12 protein-coding genes and 1 pseudogene are annotated in these 16522 nt (G+C 67.0%); 4 read left to right on the forward strand and 9 right to left on the reverse strand.

From position 1 onward, the window contains the following. Nucleotides 1-22 precede the first annotated feature (22 nt). The 3 genes from mgrA (at nucleotide 23) to ABIR74_RS04860 (ending at nucleotide 2608) form a co-directional block, all read left to right on the forward strand. A complete protein-coding gene (mgrA, locus tag ABIR74_RS04850; protein WP_348175510.1) occupies nucleotides 23-1048 on the forward strand; it encodes an L-glyceraldehyde 3-phosphate reductase in 1026 nt (341 codons plus the stop codon). Nucleotides 1049-1151: 103 nt separating this feature from the next. Next, nucleotides 1152-1844, forward strand: coding sequence for a hypothetical protein (locus tag ABIR74_RS04855; protein WP_348175512.1), 693 nt, complete (start codon nucleotides 1152-1154; stop codon nucleotides 1842-1844). Nucleotides 1845-1948: 104 nt separating this feature from the next. After that, the gene (locus ABIR74_RS04860; RefSeq protein ID WP_348175514.1) at nucleotides 1949-2608 is read left to right on the forward strand and encodes a hypothetical protein; all 660 of its coding nucleotides are present in this window, start codon (nucleotides 1949-1951) and stop codon (nucleotides 2606-2608) included. 53 nt (nucleotides 2609-2661) lie between these two features. On the opposite strand, the gene ABIR74_RS04865 is transcribed toward ABIR74_RS04860, so the two are convergent. The 3 genes from ABIR74_RS04865 to ABIR74_RS04875 form a co-directional block, all read right to left on the reverse strand. Continuing rightward, entirely contained in the window at nucleotides 2662-3423 is a 762-nt protein-coding gene (locus ABIR74_RS04865; protein ID WP_348175515.1) for an SWIM zinc finger family protein, read from the reverse strand. Further along, nucleotides 3420-6338 (reverse strand): DEAD/DEAH box helicase, encoded by a 2919-nt coding sequence (locus tag ABIR74_RS04870; RefSeq protein WP_348175517.1) that lies wholly within the window; start codon nucleotides 6336-6338, stop codon nucleotides 3420-3422. The genes ABIR74_RS04865 and ABIR74_RS04870 overlap by 4 nt, the downstream gene beginning before the upstream one ends. Nucleotides 6339-6605: 267 nt before the next feature. Further along, nucleotides 6606-9011 carry a Smr/MutS family protein gene (locus ABIR74_RS04875; protein ID WP_348175518.1) on the reverse strand — a complete coding sequence of 802 codons (2406 nt, stop codon included), beginning with the start codon at nucleotides 9009-9011 and terminating at the stop codon, nucleotides 6606-6608. A 64-nt stretch (nucleotides 9012-9075) separates the two neighbouring features. Between ABIR74_RS04875 and ABIR74_RS04880 the strand changes: the two genes are divergently transcribed. After that, nucleotides 9076-10029: a homocysteine S-methyltransferase family protein gene (locus tag ABIR74_RS04880; protein ID WP_348175520.1), complete on the forward strand. Its 954-nt coding sequence runs from the start codon at nucleotides 9076-9078 to the stop codon at nucleotides 10027-10029. A gap of 127 nt (nucleotides 10030-10156) precedes the next feature. On the opposite strand, the gene ABIR74_RS04885 is transcribed toward ABIR74_RS04880, so the two are convergent. The 6 genes and pseudogenes from ABIR74_RS04885 to ABIR74_RS04910 all read right to left on the reverse strand — a co-directional run. After that, nucleotides 10157-11188: an oligopeptide/dipeptide ABC transporter ATP-binding protein gene (locus ABIR74_RS04885; protein ID WP_348175530.1), complete on the reverse strand. Its 1032-nt coding sequence runs from the start codon at nucleotides 11186-11188 to the stop codon at nucleotides 10157-10159. A 44-nt stretch (nucleotides 11189-11232) separates the two neighbouring features. Next, the gene (locus tag ABIR74_RS04890) at nucleotides 11233-12243 is read right to left on the reverse strand and encodes an ABC transporter ATP-binding protein (protein ID WP_348175522.1); all 1011 of its coding nucleotides are present in this window, start codon (nucleotides 12241-12243) and stop codon (nucleotides 11233-11235) included. Further along, the gene (locus ABIR74_RS04895; protein WP_348175524.1) at nucleotides 12236-13147 is read right to left on the reverse strand and encodes an ABC transporter permease; all 912 of its coding nucleotides are present in this window, start codon (nucleotides 13145-13147) and stop codon (nucleotides 12236-12238) included. Before ABIR74_RS04895 ends, ABIR74_RS04890 begins: the two co-directional genes overlap by 8 nt. 163 nt (nucleotides 13148-13310) lie before the next feature. Beyond that, nucleotides 13311-14315, reverse strand: a complete 1005-nt coding sequence (locus ABIR74_RS04900) for an ABC transporter permease (protein ID WP_348175525.1) — start codon at nucleotides 14313-14315, stop codon at nucleotides 13311-13313. 25 nt (nucleotides 14316-14340) lie between these two features. Then, nucleotides 14341-15999: an ABC transporter substrate-binding protein gene (locus ABIR74_RS04905; RefSeq protein ID WP_348175527.1), complete on the reverse strand. Its 1659-nt coding sequence runs from the start codon at nucleotides 15997-15999 to the stop codon at nucleotides 14341-14343. 169 nt (nucleotides 16000-16168) lie between these two features. Then, nucleotides 16169-16522 (reverse strand): annotated as a pseudogene (locus ABIR74_RS04910) (hypothetical protein); the annotation flags it as partial.

Below are 16522 nucleotides of genomic sequence, written 5' to 3' on the forward strand. Positions count from 1 at the left end.
CCGAACTCGGAAAGGACAGCCGATGACCTACGTTGCCGCGGCAGACCGATACGACAGCATCCAGTACAGGCGTTGTGGCACGAGTGGCCTCGCGCTTCCGGCGGTCTCCCTCGGGCTGTGGCACAACTTCGGCGGCGATCGCCCGATCGAGACCGGGCGCGCGATCGTTCGGCGGGCCTTCGATCTCGGCGTCACGCACTTCGATCTGGCGAACAACTACGGCCCCCCGTACGGCTCTGCCGAGGAGAACTTCGGGCGTCTCCTGCGGGAGGATCTCGCGCCGTACCGCGACGAGATCGTCATCTCGACCAAGGCGGGGTACGACATGTGGCCGGGGCCGTACGGCGACGGTGGCTCACGCAAGTACCTGCTCGCGAGCCTGGATCAGAGCCTCAGCCGGATGGGGCTCGACTACGTCGACATCTTCTACTCGCACCGAGTCGACCCGACGACGCCGCTCGAGGAGACGATGGGAGCGCTCGACACGGCGGTGCGCCAGGGCAAGGCACTGTACGTTGGGATCTCGTCCTACTCGGCGGCGAAGACGCGTGAGGCCGCCGCGATCCTCTCCGACTTCGGGACGCCGCTCCTGATCCATCAGCCGTCGTACTCGCTGCTCAACCGCTGGATCGAGCCCGACCTGATCGATGCGATCGGCGAGCTCGGAGTCGGGTGCATCACGTTTTCGCCCCTGGCGCAGGGCCTCCTCACCGATCGCTACCTGAGCGGGATTCCGGAGGGATCGCGCGCGAGCCGCAACGAGTCACTCGCACCGAGCACGATCACCGACGAGGCTCTCGATAAGGTGCGTGCCCTTGCAACGATCGCCGGGGGTCGTGGGCAGTCGCTCGCCGAGATGGCGCTCGCGTGGACGCTTCGTGACGCGCGTATCACGTCGACGCTGATCGGTGCGAGCAGCGTGGCGCAGCTCGAACAGAATCTTGGAGCGCTCGACAACCTCTCCTTCACATCCGAGGAGCTCGAGGAGATCGACCGTATCGCCCCGGAGAGCTCGGTCAACATCTGGTCGACGTCGAGCGCGTCGTAGCGCCCTAGTCGCGCCGCTCCTTCCGCCACACGAGGCGCAATCGCGCACGTCCGGCGCCACGACCAAGCGCAGGGCGAAGCGTCCGGGTGTCGAACGATCAGGGATGAACGACGGTCGACTCGACCAGGCGCAACGCGATGCGCGGCGCGAGGCGGTTCCGTTCGTTCTCGCCGCGGCCGTCGCCGACATCGCTCTTGCAGCGGCGAGCGCCTGGAGCGACTGGCGCCTACTCTCCGACCACGATTGGTGGGTCTGGAGCGTGCTCGCCGCTCCTGCGTTACTTCTCGCGCTCGTCTTTGCCCTCGGCTTCGGTCGGCTGGGCGTCGGTAGCGAGCACCGACGCAAGCTTGCGCTGTCACTCCTCGGTCTCCTCGTCGCGGCGAATCTCACCGGTATCAGCCTCGTGCTCGGTTCCCTGCTCGCGGGCCAAGACGATCTGACTGGCGGCCAGCTCCTCGCGAGCGCCGGCGTCGTGCTGGTCGTGAACGTGATCACGTTTTCGCTCGTCTTCTGGGAGGCCGACTGCGGCGGGCCGGTCTCGAGAGCGCTTGCATCCGGTAGAAGTACGCCCGACTTCCAGTTCCCGCAGGACGAAAATGCGCACCTTGCTGCGCCCGGGTGGGCACCCAGATTGAAGGACTACCTCTACCTCGCGCTGACCAACTCGATTGCATTCAGCCCCACTGACGCGATGCCGCTCACGCACCGGGCGAAGCTGTTCATGGGCGTCGAGTCCCTGATCGCAGCGGTCACGTTGCTCATCGTTGCTGCACGTGCCGTGAACATCGTCTCGTAGCGCCGCTACGACTCCTACGAGATCCCAAGCGCGGCCACAGGGTACTCCCAGGGGGCGGCGCTTCCATGTGCATACCTCGACATCTCCTGAAAGGAGAACGCATCATGAGACGCACGAAGGTACGCATGCTGTTCGCATCGATCGCGGTGCTCGCCCTGATGGTGGGCGTCGGATCGGCGATCGCAGCAAACGGAAGCGGCGGCAAGGACCTCACGCAGGCCGCTGCCCGGATCTCGGCCAGGACAAGCTTCGAGACCGCGGTCGCGAAGAACCTCGATACGACCTCGGCGAAGCTCAGGGCCGCGGTGAAGGCAGCCGCGAAGGCGAACATCGCGGCCCAGTTGGCGGCGGACACGATCACCGCAGATGAGGGCGAGATCCTGAACGACGCTCTGGTAGAGGGCACCGCGCCGGCAATGCGGTTCGCAACGGCTGAGGGTGTTGCGAAGGAGCTCGGCACGACGACGGCGAAGCTGAACGCCGCGTTCAGCTCGGCAGCAAAGGCGCAGGCGACCGCTCGAGTGGACAAGGCGCTCAAGGACGCCAAGATCACCGAGGCTCAGGCCACGGCGATGAAAGCGAAGATCGCCGACTCCACGTTCCCGGGCTTCGGCGCCGGTGGACAGGGCCACGGCCCCGGCGGTCACGATGGGCACGGCCGGCCGGGCGGCGGCGGGATGGGCTTCGGGCCGCCACCCGGCGCAGCTCTGCCGACGGACAGTTCGTCCTCGGGTGCGATGCCGGCTGTGCTCGCTCTCGCGTAGCCCGGTCGGAGCCGGAGAACGATGGGGGGCGCTTCGGCGCCCTCCATCGTTGCTCAGGCGGATCCGGTCGAGCCCGTGTTGGAGGCGAACGCGGCGTACGCCGGCTCGAGCGCGTCCCTGAGCTCGACACCGTCGACGACGAGGCCGCTGGCACCGAGGCGCTTCAGGACCGAGCCGACGGGAAGGGGGCGGGGCGCACCGATCGAGGGGAGTCGTCCGGCGCTCCACGCGTCCGCGGTTGGCCGCGCGCGCGGGCCGGGCTCTTCCGCTGCTGCCTCCTGCATCGTGCAGCCGCGCCACTCGAGGAGCACCGCCGGATCCCCGTCGATCGCGTCCGCGATCACGTACGCGAGTGCCGCGATGTGCTTGCAGGTGCCGACGCGATCGTGATCCGGGCAGGTACAGGACCGCCGGATCGCCTTCCCGAGCGGAACCAGAGGCTCATCCCAGTCGACGCTCATCACATGGGCGAGCTGAAGGGACTGTTCGCGGCCCGCGGCGGCCGGCTCGAACAGGGCGCGGGCGCGCGGCGACCCGACGATCGCGGCCCACACACGAGGAGCCACGGCATCTGCGGCAAGCCCTACCGTGTACTCGCCGCCCGATGACCCGATGACCCGCCCGGTGATCTCCGCTCTCGCGATCGAGACGCTGTGCACATGCCCTGTGCGGGCGAGCACTCGACCCCGCTCGGCCCGCGGAGAGCTCTCGTCCGGCACGACCGCGGTCGCGAGCCATCGCGCCCAAGGGCCGCTCCCGATCCGCTCGGCGCCCGTCTCGACGAAGACCGGGCGGCCGTCGTTCAGGGTCGTCACGCCGCCTCCTCGATCGCCGAGGGAGAAAGCGCCACTGCAGCTCGGATCGCATCGAGGTCGAGCTCGCCAAGCCAGTCGTCGGCACGCCCAGCCACGACCTTCTCAGCGAGCTCGCGCTTCGAGTCGAGCAGCTCATCGATGCGCTCCTCGAGCGTTGCCGTGCAGATGAGGCTGTGCACGAAGACGTCCTTGTGCTGTCCAAAGCGATACGCGCGATCGGTCGCCTGCTGCTCGACCGCCGGATTCCACCACCGGTCGAAGTGGAACACGTGGTTTGCTGCTGGGAGGTTGAGCCCGCGGCCGCCCGCCCGGATCGAGATCACGAGCACCGAAGGCCCTGTCGGATCCGAGAACGACGCGACGAGCTCGTCGCGCACCCGGGCCGACAATCCGCCGTGGAAGAAGCCGATCTCGCGGTCGAGGCGCTGATGCAGGTGGGGTACGAGCCGGTCGAACCCCGGGTACTGCGTGAAGACGAGGGCCTTGTCGTCGGCCGGCATCGCCTCGAGCAGCTCGACCAGCCGCTCGAGCTTCCCGGAGCGGCCTTCGAGGGGACGACCGGTCGCGAGCAGCATCTCGGGGTGGTTGCAGACCTGCTTGAGCTGGCTCAGCATCGCGAGTACAGCGCCACGCCGGCCGAAGCTGCGCTCGTGCTCCTCGATCCGTGGCATCCAGCGGTCGACGGTCGCGCGATAGAGGCTCGCCTGCTCGAGCGTCAGCCGGCAGTACTCCTTGGTGACGGTGATCTCGGGGAGCTCGAGCTCGACCTCGGGGCTGTCCTTGGCACGGCGCAGGATGAACGGCCGCACCATCGACCGCAGCCGCTCGAGCGCGCGGCTGTCGCTGTGGGCCTCGATCGGCCGCGCGAACGTCCGCTGGAAGCGCTCGCGTGAGCCGAGCAGGCCGGGGTTGACGATGTCCATGATCGCCCACAGCTCGTCGAGACGATTCTCGATTGGCGTCCCTGTCATCGCGAGCATGCGGCGCGCATTTAGCCGACGCAGTGCGCGGGCACGCTTCGTCGCGGGGTTCTTCACATCCTGGGCCTCGTCGAGGATCAGCCGGTCCCAGGCAACGGCCGCGAGGATGTCGATGTCGCGGGTCGCGATGTCGTAGGACGTGATCACGACGTCGCTCGCGCGTGCGACCTGCAGGAGCTCCTCACCGGTCAGCCGCTCTCCACCGTGATGGACATGGACGCGCAGCATGGGGGCGAACCGCTCGATCTCCCGCGCCCACTGCCGCGTAACGCTCATCGGGCAGACAACGAGCGTGGGGCCGAACGCCTCGGCCCCGAACTGCTCCCGCTCGGACGTCAGCATCGCGATCGCCTGCACCGTCTTGCCGAGACCCATGTCGTCCGCCAGAATTGCGCCGATCCCGAGGTCGCCGAGAAGCCGCAGCCAGCCATGACCTCGCTCCTGGAACGGGAAGAGGGGAAGCGTCATCGTCGAGGGCGTGGCCAGCGGCTCGAAGCTCCGCTCGTCTCCGCCGGCAAGGAGCGCGCCGAGGCCGTCGTCGAGCGTGACCTCACCGAGTTCGAGCCCGGCGTCCTCGACCTCGATTCCGGAGACGGCCCGCACGAGATCGACGACGGAGCCCACCCGCCGTCGATCCAGGAACTTCAGAGCACGCTCGACTTCCGACCGACGCAGTGCGTGCCAGCGTCCCTGGATCCGGATCAGCGGCTCCTTTGCGGCTGCGAGCTCGATGAGCTCCTCCTCGGTGAGCGTCGTCTCGCCGATCGCGAGCTTCCAGTCGAATTGCGCGAGCGAGTCCGTCCCGAGGAGCCCGCTCGAGCGGTTGGACAGGCTCGTGGCGGTCAGATTGACCCGCAGCTTGCTGGCCGACGTGACCCAGTTCCGCGGCAGCAAGACGGGCACGCCTATCTCCTCGAGCTGGGGAATCGCAGTACGCAGGACGAACCGCACGTCATCGTCGCTCAGCTCGATGGCCGTCGGGGTGATCGCGTCGAACGCGAGGCCGCCGGCGCCAAGGACGGGCTCGATCAGTCCGAGCTGGCGGTGCACCGCGATTCGCGGGTCGGCCGAGCGTAGGAACCCGAACACCGCGTCGCCGCCGTCGTAGAGGAGCGACGTCGGGAGGGACAGCGTTGGGTCGTCTGCGGCCTGGAGCCACAACTCGAGCACGAGCGGGGTGCTCCCGCTCTCCGCAGGCTCGTCGCGCTCGTCCAGTCGCAGGCTCAGGAGCCACGGGGCACTCGAGCGTCGCTCGAGACCGCGGTCGACCCAGTCGGTGAGCCGCCGCTCGAGAGCCCCGAGACCGGCGTGGAGCGGCAGCTCGGGATCCGATGAGGTGAGTCCGTCGAGGAAGACCTCGGGTGCGCTCGGGCGCGTTCGCATCAGCCGGTTGCCGAGTCGGATGCCCGTGACAGCGAGCCGGTCTCGGGCGATCTGGTCTACGGCGCAGGCGTAGAGGTCGTGCACGAACGCGTTGCTGTCTCCCTCGAAAGCGTCGGCGCACACGGGGGGTAGTGCGGCGGCTATGGCGTCGAGCGTCTGCTGCACCGACTCGTCGATGGTGGCACCCCAGTACGCGAGCCATGTGCGTCCGCCGTGCTGGAGCTGCGGATGGAGCAGTCCCTCCCTCACCGAGCGCGACGCGAGGTGGATCACCGCGAAGGTCGCCTGTGCCGTGCCGCCCAGGTCGATCCCGGCGGGAGGCTCGGCAGCGAGATCGATGAGCTCCGAGAGGCCGACGCGCCGTGCCGTTGCGCCGTGCCCTAGCTCGGCCAGATCCGAGACAGCTGGGATGCCCACGTCGAGCAATCCGGCCGAAAGCGACCCGTCGGTGCCGCGGACGACAACGGTCGCACCGACATCCTGCTGCCACAGGATCTCGAGCGTTGCCGACTCCAGGGAAGGCTCGGGGAGGATGAGTTCAGGGGCAGACACCAACCCATGAGGATACGTGCAGGAGGGGACGCCGCGACGGAAGAGCGTATCGCGGCCTCGCTCGTGCTCTCTCCCGCGCGCTTCCAAGCGACGGACCTGCGCTCGTGCTGCGAGCACGGGCAGACCGTTTCGATTTCGCCGTGACACGCACCTCGCCCGACGTGCGGCGGGGGTCGGAATCGGCTGCATCACGCTGCAGATTCCGGCGGGCACACCTCTCAGCCGAGTAGAGCCAGCCCGGGGGAATCCCGCCCGGGCGGTCGGGCTCTACGCCGAAGTCGGTGGGCCGCCGAGGCGCACGACGGTTGCCCCATCGGCCGAGTCCGAGACCTGCTCGTCGACGAGCGGGTGCTTTGCGAGCTCGTCGCGCACGGCCTTCCGCACAGCTCCGGTGCCGCGGCCGTGGATCACCCGAATTTCCGCGCGTCCCGCAAGCGCGGCTTGGTCGATCAGGTCGCGCACCGCCTCCCGTGCCTCCTGTGCAGTGCGTCCGCGGAGGTCGATCTCGTCGGGTAGGTCGTTCTGGATCATGGCCCGCACGGTCACAGCCGGACCGGCCGGGTCTCCGGTTAGCTCGGCGTGGCGGTCGGGAAGGAGACGGTGAACCGGAACCCGGACGCGGAGACCGCCACGACCAAGAACGGTCGCCCCGTCTCCGACGATCTCGGCGATCGTGCCGCGAACGCCGAGATCGGCGGCGACCACGGGATCGCCGACGGCGAGAGGGGCGGTAAGGGCTAGTGGCTCGTCGAGCCTCGACAGTGACCGTGATGCGCGAGCAGCACGGTCGGCGGCCGCTCCGAGCTTGCGGTCGCGCTCGGCCTCCTTCGTCTGAGCCGCAGGAGTCGTCGCCCGACCGCGCTCGCGTTCGAGCTTGCGCGCCGCGCGGATCTCGGCGCGCAACTCCTCGAGTTCGGTCCGCACGTCCGTGAGTTCCGCCTCCGCGTGCGCCAGGGCTCTCTGGCGCTCTGCCGCGGCCGATGAACGCACCTGCTCGATCTCGCCCTGGAGCGCTTCGGCGGCGCGCTGCGCCTTCGCGCGCGCGGCCCCGGCCTCGTCTCGCTCGGCGGCAGCGGCGGTGAGTTCCCCTTGCGCCTCTCGCGCGGCTGCCTCGGCCTCTGCGACGAGCTCGGCCACCTGGAGCCGCTCGGGAGCGACGCGCCCCCGGGCTGCGGCAACGATTGCGCTGTCGAGGCCGAGTCGCTCGGCGGTCTGCAGAGCGTGCGACGTGCCCGGCCGACCTAGCGCAACGGTGTAGAGCGGTTCATGGGTCTCGGGGTCGAGTCCGGTCGCTGCGTTCGCTGCGCCGTCGGTCGCGCTCGCCCACTCCTTCAGCTCAGCGTAGTGACTCGTCGTCACGGTCAGTCGCGCCTGCGCCGCGAGCGCGCCGAGCAGCGCCTCGGCAAGAGCCGCTCCTTCGACGGGATCGGTTCCTGCGGCGATCTCGTCGAGCAGGACGAGAGACGATCTCGTCGCGTTCTCGAGAATGCCGACGAGGTTCCGGACGTGCGCCGAGAACGTCGACAAGCTCATCACGATCGACTGCTCGTCGCCGATGTCCGCGAGAATCGCGTCGAAGATCGGGAGCGCAGCCTCGGTCGCGGGCGGCCGCAGCCCGCACTGGTGGAGGACGGCCGCTAGTCCGAGCGTCTTCAGCGCGACTGTCTTGCCGCCGGTGTTCGGGCCGCTAATCACGAGCGCGCGGAGGTCTCCGAGCTCGAGGTCGATCGGGATAGCAGCCTCCTGGTCGAGCAGAGGATGGCGCGCGCCCCGCAGAACGACTCCCGGGCCTGCCGTGACGACCGCGCCGCGCCAGCTGCGCGAGACGCTCCCGCAGGCGAGCGCGAGATCGAGGCGTGCGGTCGCCGCGACGAGGTCGGCGAGAGCACGTGCCTGTGCTCCGACGAGTGACGAGAGATTGCGAAGGATCCTCGTCACCTCTTCGCGTTCGGCGATCTCGGCCTCGCGAAGCCGGTTCGAGTCGTCGACAGCCGCGAATGGCTCGACGAAAAGCGTCTGCCCCGAGCCGGACGAGTCGTGGACGATGCCGGGCACACGCCCACGGGCCGACGCGCGGAGCGCGAGTACCGGACGCCCGCCACGCTCCGTGACGAAGTCGTCCTGGAGGTACTCGGCGAGATCGGGGTCGCGCGCGATCTTGCGGAGCCGCTCGGCCAGCTTGCCACGACCCTCTCGCAGCAGGCGGCGCAGCCGGCGCAGCTCGGGCGATGCCGAATCTCGCAGGTCAGATCCATCCTCCTCGACCGCACGTCCGATCTCGTCGGCGATAGAAAGCAGCGACGTGTCGATCCCGGCCACGATGTCCATCAGCGCCGGGATGCCCACCCTGTCTGCGAGCGCCCTGCGCGCCGTCACGCCGGCCTGGATCGTGCGCCCGACGTGCATCAGCGTGCGCGTGTCGAGCGCACTGCCCCGCCCCGCCAGTTCTGCGACCTCGCTCACATCGGTGGCGCCGCCGAGATCGGGTTCGAGCGAATCCTCGATCAGCGAGATCGCCTCGCTCGTCTGCTGCTGTCGCAGCCGCACGACGTCCGCATCCGGTGATGGGCGAAGAGCCGCCACAAGCGCCGCGCCGGGCTCGCTCGCGGTGGCAGCACCGAGCCGGGCCAGCATGGCCGGGAGCTCGAGCAACTCGAGATCGTGCTCACGCATGGTGCGAGTGTACGACGGGCCGGATGGTTGCAGACACACCCTCGGTGTCCTACCATCCCGCGAGATGGGCTACCGGAACTCGCTGCCGCAACTTGAGGGGGACATGCTGCTGACCGACGGCGGCATGGAGACGACGCTGATCTTTCTCGACGACATTGACCTACCGTGCTTCGCCACGTTCCCGCTGCTCGAGCGCGAGGATGGCCGAGAAGCGATGCGGCGGTACTTCGCGCCGTACTTCGAAACCGCCAGAAGTCACGGCACAGGGTTCGTGCTCGAGGCAAACACCTGGCGCGCGAATCCGTCGTGGGGTGCCCAGCTCGGCTATTCCCTCGAAGACCTCGCCGAGGCGAACCGCCGCTGCGTCGCGTTCGCGGAGGAGATCCGGGAACGCCAAGAGGAACCCGGACGGCCAGTTGTGATCAGTGCCCCACTCGGGCCGGAAGGCGACGCGTACAACCCGGAGAGCTATCTCACGACGGATCAATCGCAGGCATTCCACGCGTGGCAGGTTGGAATCCTCGCCGAAACGGCTGCCGATCTCATCACGGGGCTCACAGTCACCTACGTCGAAGAGGCGATCGGGATCGTCCGGGCGGCGACCGCCGTCGGCATGCCTGTGGTTATCTCGTTCACCGTCGAGACGGACGGTCGGTTGCCGACCGGGCAGTCTCTGGCGGAGGCGATCGACCAGGTCGACCGAGAGACAGACGGGGTAGCGGCCTACTTCATGATCAACTGCGCGCACCCGACGCACTTCCTCGCCGTGCTGGACGCCCCAGGGCCGTGGCACCGCGTCCGCGGGATCCGCGCGAACGCGTCGACGATGAGTCACGCCGAGCTCGACAACGCGGAGAAGCTCGACGACGGGGATCCTGCCGATCTCGCCCGACGCTACCTCGAGCTCGGCGCGCGGCTACCGGATCTGGCCGTGCTTGGCGGTTGCTGCGGCACCGACCACCGGCATGTCGCGAGCATTGCAGACGCCTGGTTCGCCGAGACTCGTACGTCTGCCTAGTACTGCGCGGAGCGGCGGGTACGACGCACCCGCCACGTGAGCAGTTTGCTGAACTGCTCTGCGAGATCCAGTGGTGCGGTGGCGTGGCGGATCTGTGAAATCCCTCCTTGCGCGCAGTCGAGGAGCCTCAGTCGGGCGGCGGCTCGAACACGGGCTGAGGGATGCCCGCTTCGAACGTCGCCTCACGCTCGCGCGGGGTGATGCGCCCGGCCTTGATCTCCTCGACGAAGTGGCAGGCGACGACGTGGTCGTCGACCTCTCGGAGCAGCGGCTCATCCTCGGCGCACCTCGTCTCTTGCGCGAACGGGCAGCGCGTGTGGAACCGGCAGCCGCTCGGCGGGTTCGCCGGGCTCGGAAGGTCGCCTTGCACGCGGATTGGGCGCCGCGTGCGCTCGACGACAGGATCCGGGATCGGGATCGCCGAGAGCAGCGTGATCGTATACGGATGCAGGGGATTGTCGTAGAGACCGTCGGCCGGTGCGACCTCGACGACCTTTCCCAGATACATGACGACGATGCGATCCGAGATGTGCCGGACGACCGCGAGATCATGGGCGATGAACAGGAACGTGAGATCGAGCTTGTCCTGCAGCTCCTCCAGCAGATTCACGATCTGCGCCTGAATCGACACGTCCAGTGCCGAGACGGGCTCGTCGCAGACGAGGAACTGAGGGTTCACAGCGAGTGCTCGGGCGAGCCCGATCCGCTGTCGTTGGCCTCCCGAGAACTCATGGGGGTAGCGGTCGGCGGCATCGCCGGGCAGCCCGACGACGTCGAGGAGCTCCTGTACGCGTCTCCCGACTTCCTTCCCGCTCGAGACGTTGTGGGTGCGGAGCGGTTCTCCCACGATTCGTCCAATCGAGTGTCTGGGATTGAGCGAGGAATACGGATCCTGGAAGACCATCTGCATTCGGCGGCGAATCGGTCGGAGCTCGTTGTCCGACATTGTCGTGATGTCGACGCCGTCGAACGTGATCCGCCCCGACGTCGGCTCGTAGAGCCGCAGAATCACGCGACCGAGCGTCGATTTACCGCACCCGGACTCACCCACGAGCCCGAGCGTCTCACCGCGGTTGATCGAGAACGAAACACCGTCGACGGCCTTGACATCGCCGACGTGGCGATCGAGCAGGATGCCACTCGTCAGCGGAAACCACACGCGAACGTCATCGAGCTCGACGAGCGGCCCACCGTTCGCCCCCGTCACGCCGAGGCTCTCAGCCGCGAGTCGTGCCACGTGTTCGCGTCCGGCGGATGAAAGCACGCCGCGTCATGCTGATCCTCCATCTCTTCGAGCACCGGAAGCTCGGAGGAACAGCGCTCGATGCGATACGTGCACCGCGCAGCGAAGGGGCATGAGGATGGAGGGCTCAGCATGTTGCGTGGCTGCCCTGCGATGGGCCGCAACGCCTGAAGTCGTCCGACGTCGAGTCGCGGGACGCTCTGAAGCAGCCCAAGGGTGTAGGGGTGACGCGGGCGGGCGAAGATCGGGTCGGCACCGCCTGACTCGACGAACGTCCCTGCGTACATTACGTTCACACGCTCGCACATGCCGGCGACGACGCCTAGGTCGTGTGTGATCATGATCAGCGCGGTACCCTGGTCACGGACGAGCGTTCTCAGCAGGTCGAGGATCTGTGCCTGAATCGTGACGTCGAGCGCAGTCGTCGGCTCGTCGGCAATCAGGAGCTTCGGTTCGCAGGCGAGTGCCATGGCGATCATCACCCGTTGGCGCATCCCACCTGAGAACTGGTGCGGATAGTCCTTCAGGCGTTCTTTCGCGCTGGGAATGCCGACCTGATCCAGGAGATCAGTCGCCCGGCTGTTCGCCGCCTTGCGATCGAGGTCGAAGTGCTCCTGGATGACCTCACGCATCTGCCTACCAATCGTAAGCACCGGGTTGAGGCTCGACATCGGGTCCTGGAAGATCATCGCGATGTCCTTTCCGCGGATCCGGCGCATCTCTCGGTCGGAAAGCTCGAACAGATTGCGCCCCTCGAAGGTTGCTTCCCCGCCCACCACCCGTCCTGCGCGCGGCAGGATCCCGAGGAGTGCAAGGGATGTGACGCTTTTGCCGCAACCGGACTCCCCCACGATTCCGAGGGTTTCACCTGCGGAGATCTCGAACGAGACGCCGTTGACCGCGTGGATCGTGCCGCGATCGGTCCAGAATTCGACCTTCAGTCCGTCGACACTGAGGAGAGGTCTAGACACGGCCGCGCAGCTTCGGGTCGAGCGCCTCGCGAAGTCCGTCGCCGATCAAATTGAAACCGAGGACGATGATCACGATCGCAAGGCCCGGGAACAAGGCGAGAAACGGGGCCGTGGAGACGTACAGGTTTGCGTTGGTGAGCATCGTGCCCCACTCGGGTGTTGCGGGATCCTGGGGGCCGAGCCCGAGAAAGCCGAGGCCCGCCACGTCGATAATCGCCGTCGCCATCGCCAACGTCCCTGCCACGATGACCGGCGAGATGGAGTTCGGGATGATGTGCCCGGTCAGGATCTGGCGCCGCCGCACACCGACCGAACGCGCAGCTAACGCATAGTCACTGTCGCGCTGACCGAGGATGGTTCCTCGGAAAAGCCGCGCGAAGATCGGGACATTCGCGATGCCAACGGCGATCATCACGGGGAAGAGACCCGGACCCATCAGGGACACGATTCCGAGGGCCAGTAGGAACCCGGGGATGGCAAGCATGATGTCCATTCCGCGCATCGCGACGGAATCCGTGAGACCCGCGAAACCGCCGGCAATCGCACCCAGGAGCATGCCGAGCGAGAGGCCCACTGTCACGGCAACGACGCCGATCACGAGCGAATAGCGGGCTCCGTACATGACGCGCGAGAGTTCGTCCCGCCCGAGCTCGTCGACGCCCATCGGATGAGACCACGAGGGGCCGGGGCAGCATCCGTTGGCGAGGAGCGACAGGTTCTGCTCGTTGGGAGGATACGGCGCAAGGAATGGCGCGAAGATCGCCACGATCACGAAGCCCGCGACGAACGTCGCGCCGATGATCGCGCCCGGATTGCGGCGCAAGCGTCGCCAGACCTCACGCCAGAGACCACTCGGCAGCCGCTCGTCGAGAATCTCGACCTCGTGCACTTCGGCGAGCGACATCAGTGCGCCGTCCCGGGAAGACGGCACTGCTCGGCCGGCTGCAAACGCTTCGCATCGCATCGTCCTCGGTCGCACCCGTACAACCCGGTATGGGAGCTCCCTGCGTTCTCGCGCTGCTCGGCTTTCGCTCGCCCGAGCAGCACCCTATTCCCCGGACGGCGCACTAGCTCACCCTGATCTGCGGGTTGATCAGCCCGTAGCTGATGTCGACGAGCAGATTGACGAGAACGAAGACGAACGCGAGAAACAGGATCCCCCCCTGGAGCGCCGGGTAGTCCTGGTTGAAGATCGCTTCCTTCAGCCACGAGCCCATCCCAGGGATCGCAAATACCGTTTCGGTGAGCACTGCGCCACCGAGCAGGATGCCGACCTGCAGTCCGATGATCGTGGTCACCGGAAGCAGCGCGTTCCGCAGGACGTGTCGACGGTCGATGGCGCTCGGGGCGAGCCCCTTTGCCTTTGCGGTTCGCACGTAGTCCTCGTTCTGGACGTCGAGCGTGGAAGCGCGCGTCACGCGAGCGATGATCGCGAGCGGGATCGAGCCGAGCGCAATGGCAGGCAGGAGGAGGTGTCTCGAGGCGTCCCAGGCCGCGTTCCAGTTGCCTGTGATGATCCCGTCGAGGACGTAGAAGCCGGTCGGATGCTGGGCGTCGATCAGGACATCCTGACGGCCGATGCTGGGTAACCAGCCAAGACGCACCGAGAAGACGTATTTCAGGATGATTGCCAGGAAGAAGACCGGGATCGAGACCCCGATCAAGGATAAGAAAAGGCTCGAGTGGTCGAAGAACTCCCCGTATCGCTTGGCCGCGAAGAAGCCGAGGGGGAGCCCGATCACGAGAGCAAAGATCATCGCAGCGAACGCGAGCTCCACCGTCGCGGGGAACCGTTCCCGGATCTCGGTCGTCACCGGCCGTCGGCTTGCGACGCTCGTGCCCAGATCGCCGCGCACGGTCGTCTTCAGGTATGCCCAGTACTGCGTCGTGATCGGCCGGTCGAGTCCGTACTGACGGTTGAAGCGATCGATCGCCTCGGGCGTCGCTCGCTCACCGAGAAGAGCCTGCGCGGTGCTGCCCGGGAGGGCGCGCACCCAGACGAAAAGCAGGATCGACAGTCCGAGGAGGATTGGTACGAGAAGGAGCAACCGGCGGACGACGAAGCGTGCCATACTCGTCGTCCGCCGGTTACCGCCGTTATCCGATCGAGACCGGAGTGAAGAGCTCGACTTCGACGGGGCTCGGAACGTATCCCTTGACGTTCTTCTTGAATCCAAGCGCAGGGCTTGCATTCGCGTACGGCACCATCGGGAGGAACTTCATCACCTGGATGCTCGCGGCCTGGTAGAGCTTCGTCCGCTTGTCCAGGTTCGGCTCCGCGTCCGCCACCTGAAGCGCCTTGAACAGCGCCGGGTTGTTGAAGCCGAACAGGTCGCCGGCGGCCCCGAAGTGCACGTTCAGGAAGTTCGCCGGATCGCCGAAGTCACCTGTCCAACCGAGGAGGTAGAGAGCAGCCTTCCCGGACTGAACGCCCGACAGGTACCCGCCGCGCCACGGTCCCGGCTTGGGCACGATCTTGAATCCCGACTTCTCGAGGCTGGCTGCGAACGCCTGGAAGTTGCGCGGCGGATCCGGCATGTAGCCACGGGGCCGGTCCGTCGGATACCAGAACTCGAGGGTCACGGGCAGTGTGAGTCCCGCTTCCTGGAGGAGCGCTTTCGCCTTGGCCGGGTTGTACGAGTAGTCCGGCACGCCCTTCTTCGCGTACCCCTCGACGAGGGGCGGCATGAACTGGTTCGCGACCTGACCGCGGCCACCGTAGAACGCTCCGACTACAGCCTTCTTGTCGAGCCCGTAGGCCACAGCCTGGCGCACCTTGATGTTGCTGAGCGGGCCTTGCTTCTGGTTCATGCCGACGTACCCGATGTTGAACGCGGGTCGGCTGAGCACCTTCAGGCTGGAGCTGTTCGAGACCGACGGAACGTCCTGCGGGGCGAGGAGGTTCGCCCCGTCGAGCTCACCCGACTGGAGCGCCTGAAGGCGCGCCGTCGAGTCGGTGATTGGCCGGAAGATCAGCTTCTTGAGCTTCGCCTTCGTGCCCCAGTAGCTGTCGTTCCGAACCATGACCAGCTTGTCGCCGATGCGCCACGATTCGAACTTGAACGGCCCTGTCCCGACGGGATTCGAAGTGCCGAACGTGCCGGTTGGCCTGAACGAACCGTCCGACCCGACACTGCCTGCATCCGCCTTGTACTTGACAAGAGCTGCCGGGCTCGCGATCGCGAACGACGGCAGCGCGAGGGCAGCGAGGAACGAGGATGAGGGTCGCGTGAGGATGATGCGGGCGGTCGACGCGTTCACGACCTTGCACCCACGGTACAGGCTCTTGTCGGGACCCGGGTTCCCCGTCGCAGGCTTCGCGTACCCGCCAAACACGGTGACCCAGTAGTAGTTCGTCGACTCGCCCTGGAGGTAGCCGGGCAGCTTGTAGTTTCGACTGAAGTTGAAACAGACGGACTTGGCATCCATTTTCGTTCCGTCGTGGAACTTCACGCCCTGGCGGAGCTTGAACGTCCAGGCCAGGCCGTTCTTCGATGTCGTCCAACTCGTCGCGAGCGACGGAACGACCTTCGTCGTACCGGCCTTGAGCCCGACGAGCCCCTCGAACATCTGGTTGACCGCTCGGAGCGAAGGTCCGTCCGAGACGAGTGCCCCATCGACGAGTACGGGGTCGCCCTCGGTACCAAAGACAAACGTATCGCTCGCGTGTGTTCGACTCGTTGCGGCGAACGCGGCGGCTGTGGCGAAGAGCGCCACAGCGGAAAGCGCAAGCGTGAATCGTAATGCTCTACTCATTGTGCTCCTTTCGAGGAACAGATTCCGAACCCCCTGAAAAGTGGGTGGCGGCTGAACAGTATGACCGAGGTTCGGCGGAAATGTTTGCGATTGGTCAGCGCGGTTCGAACGATTGTCGCGTCCCGGGAGCATTGTCGCCGCCTGGCTCGGCTCGCGCGCCGCAAACGTTCTAGGTCTGAACAGCGAGCAGGGCGGCGACGCGCACCTGCTCGGTGAGCAGCCGACGCAACCTCACGGGGTCGTCTCCGATGTACGCCTCGCAGAGACGTTTTCCCGCCGAATACGTGATCGCGTAGGCGCGCCACAGCGGGTCGGTGATGAAGCGGACGGCGTGGGCAGCCTGAGCCGGGGTGCGGAGCCCGAAGCGCTCGACGTACGCGCGCGCCTCGTCCTCGGATCTCCCTTCCTCGTGGATCATCAGCGCCGCGTCGACGCCGACTCCTGCGAGTGGTGCGCGCGCTCTGTCGATCGCGACGGCCTCATCGAGATCTGCGTCGAGCCCGTGATCCGCGAGCGCCGCCAC

Origin of the sequence: Gaiella sp. (assembly GCF_039915195.1) — a bacterium.
GTDB lineage: Bacteria > Actinomycetota > Thermoleophilia > Gaiellales > Gaiellaceae > Gaiella.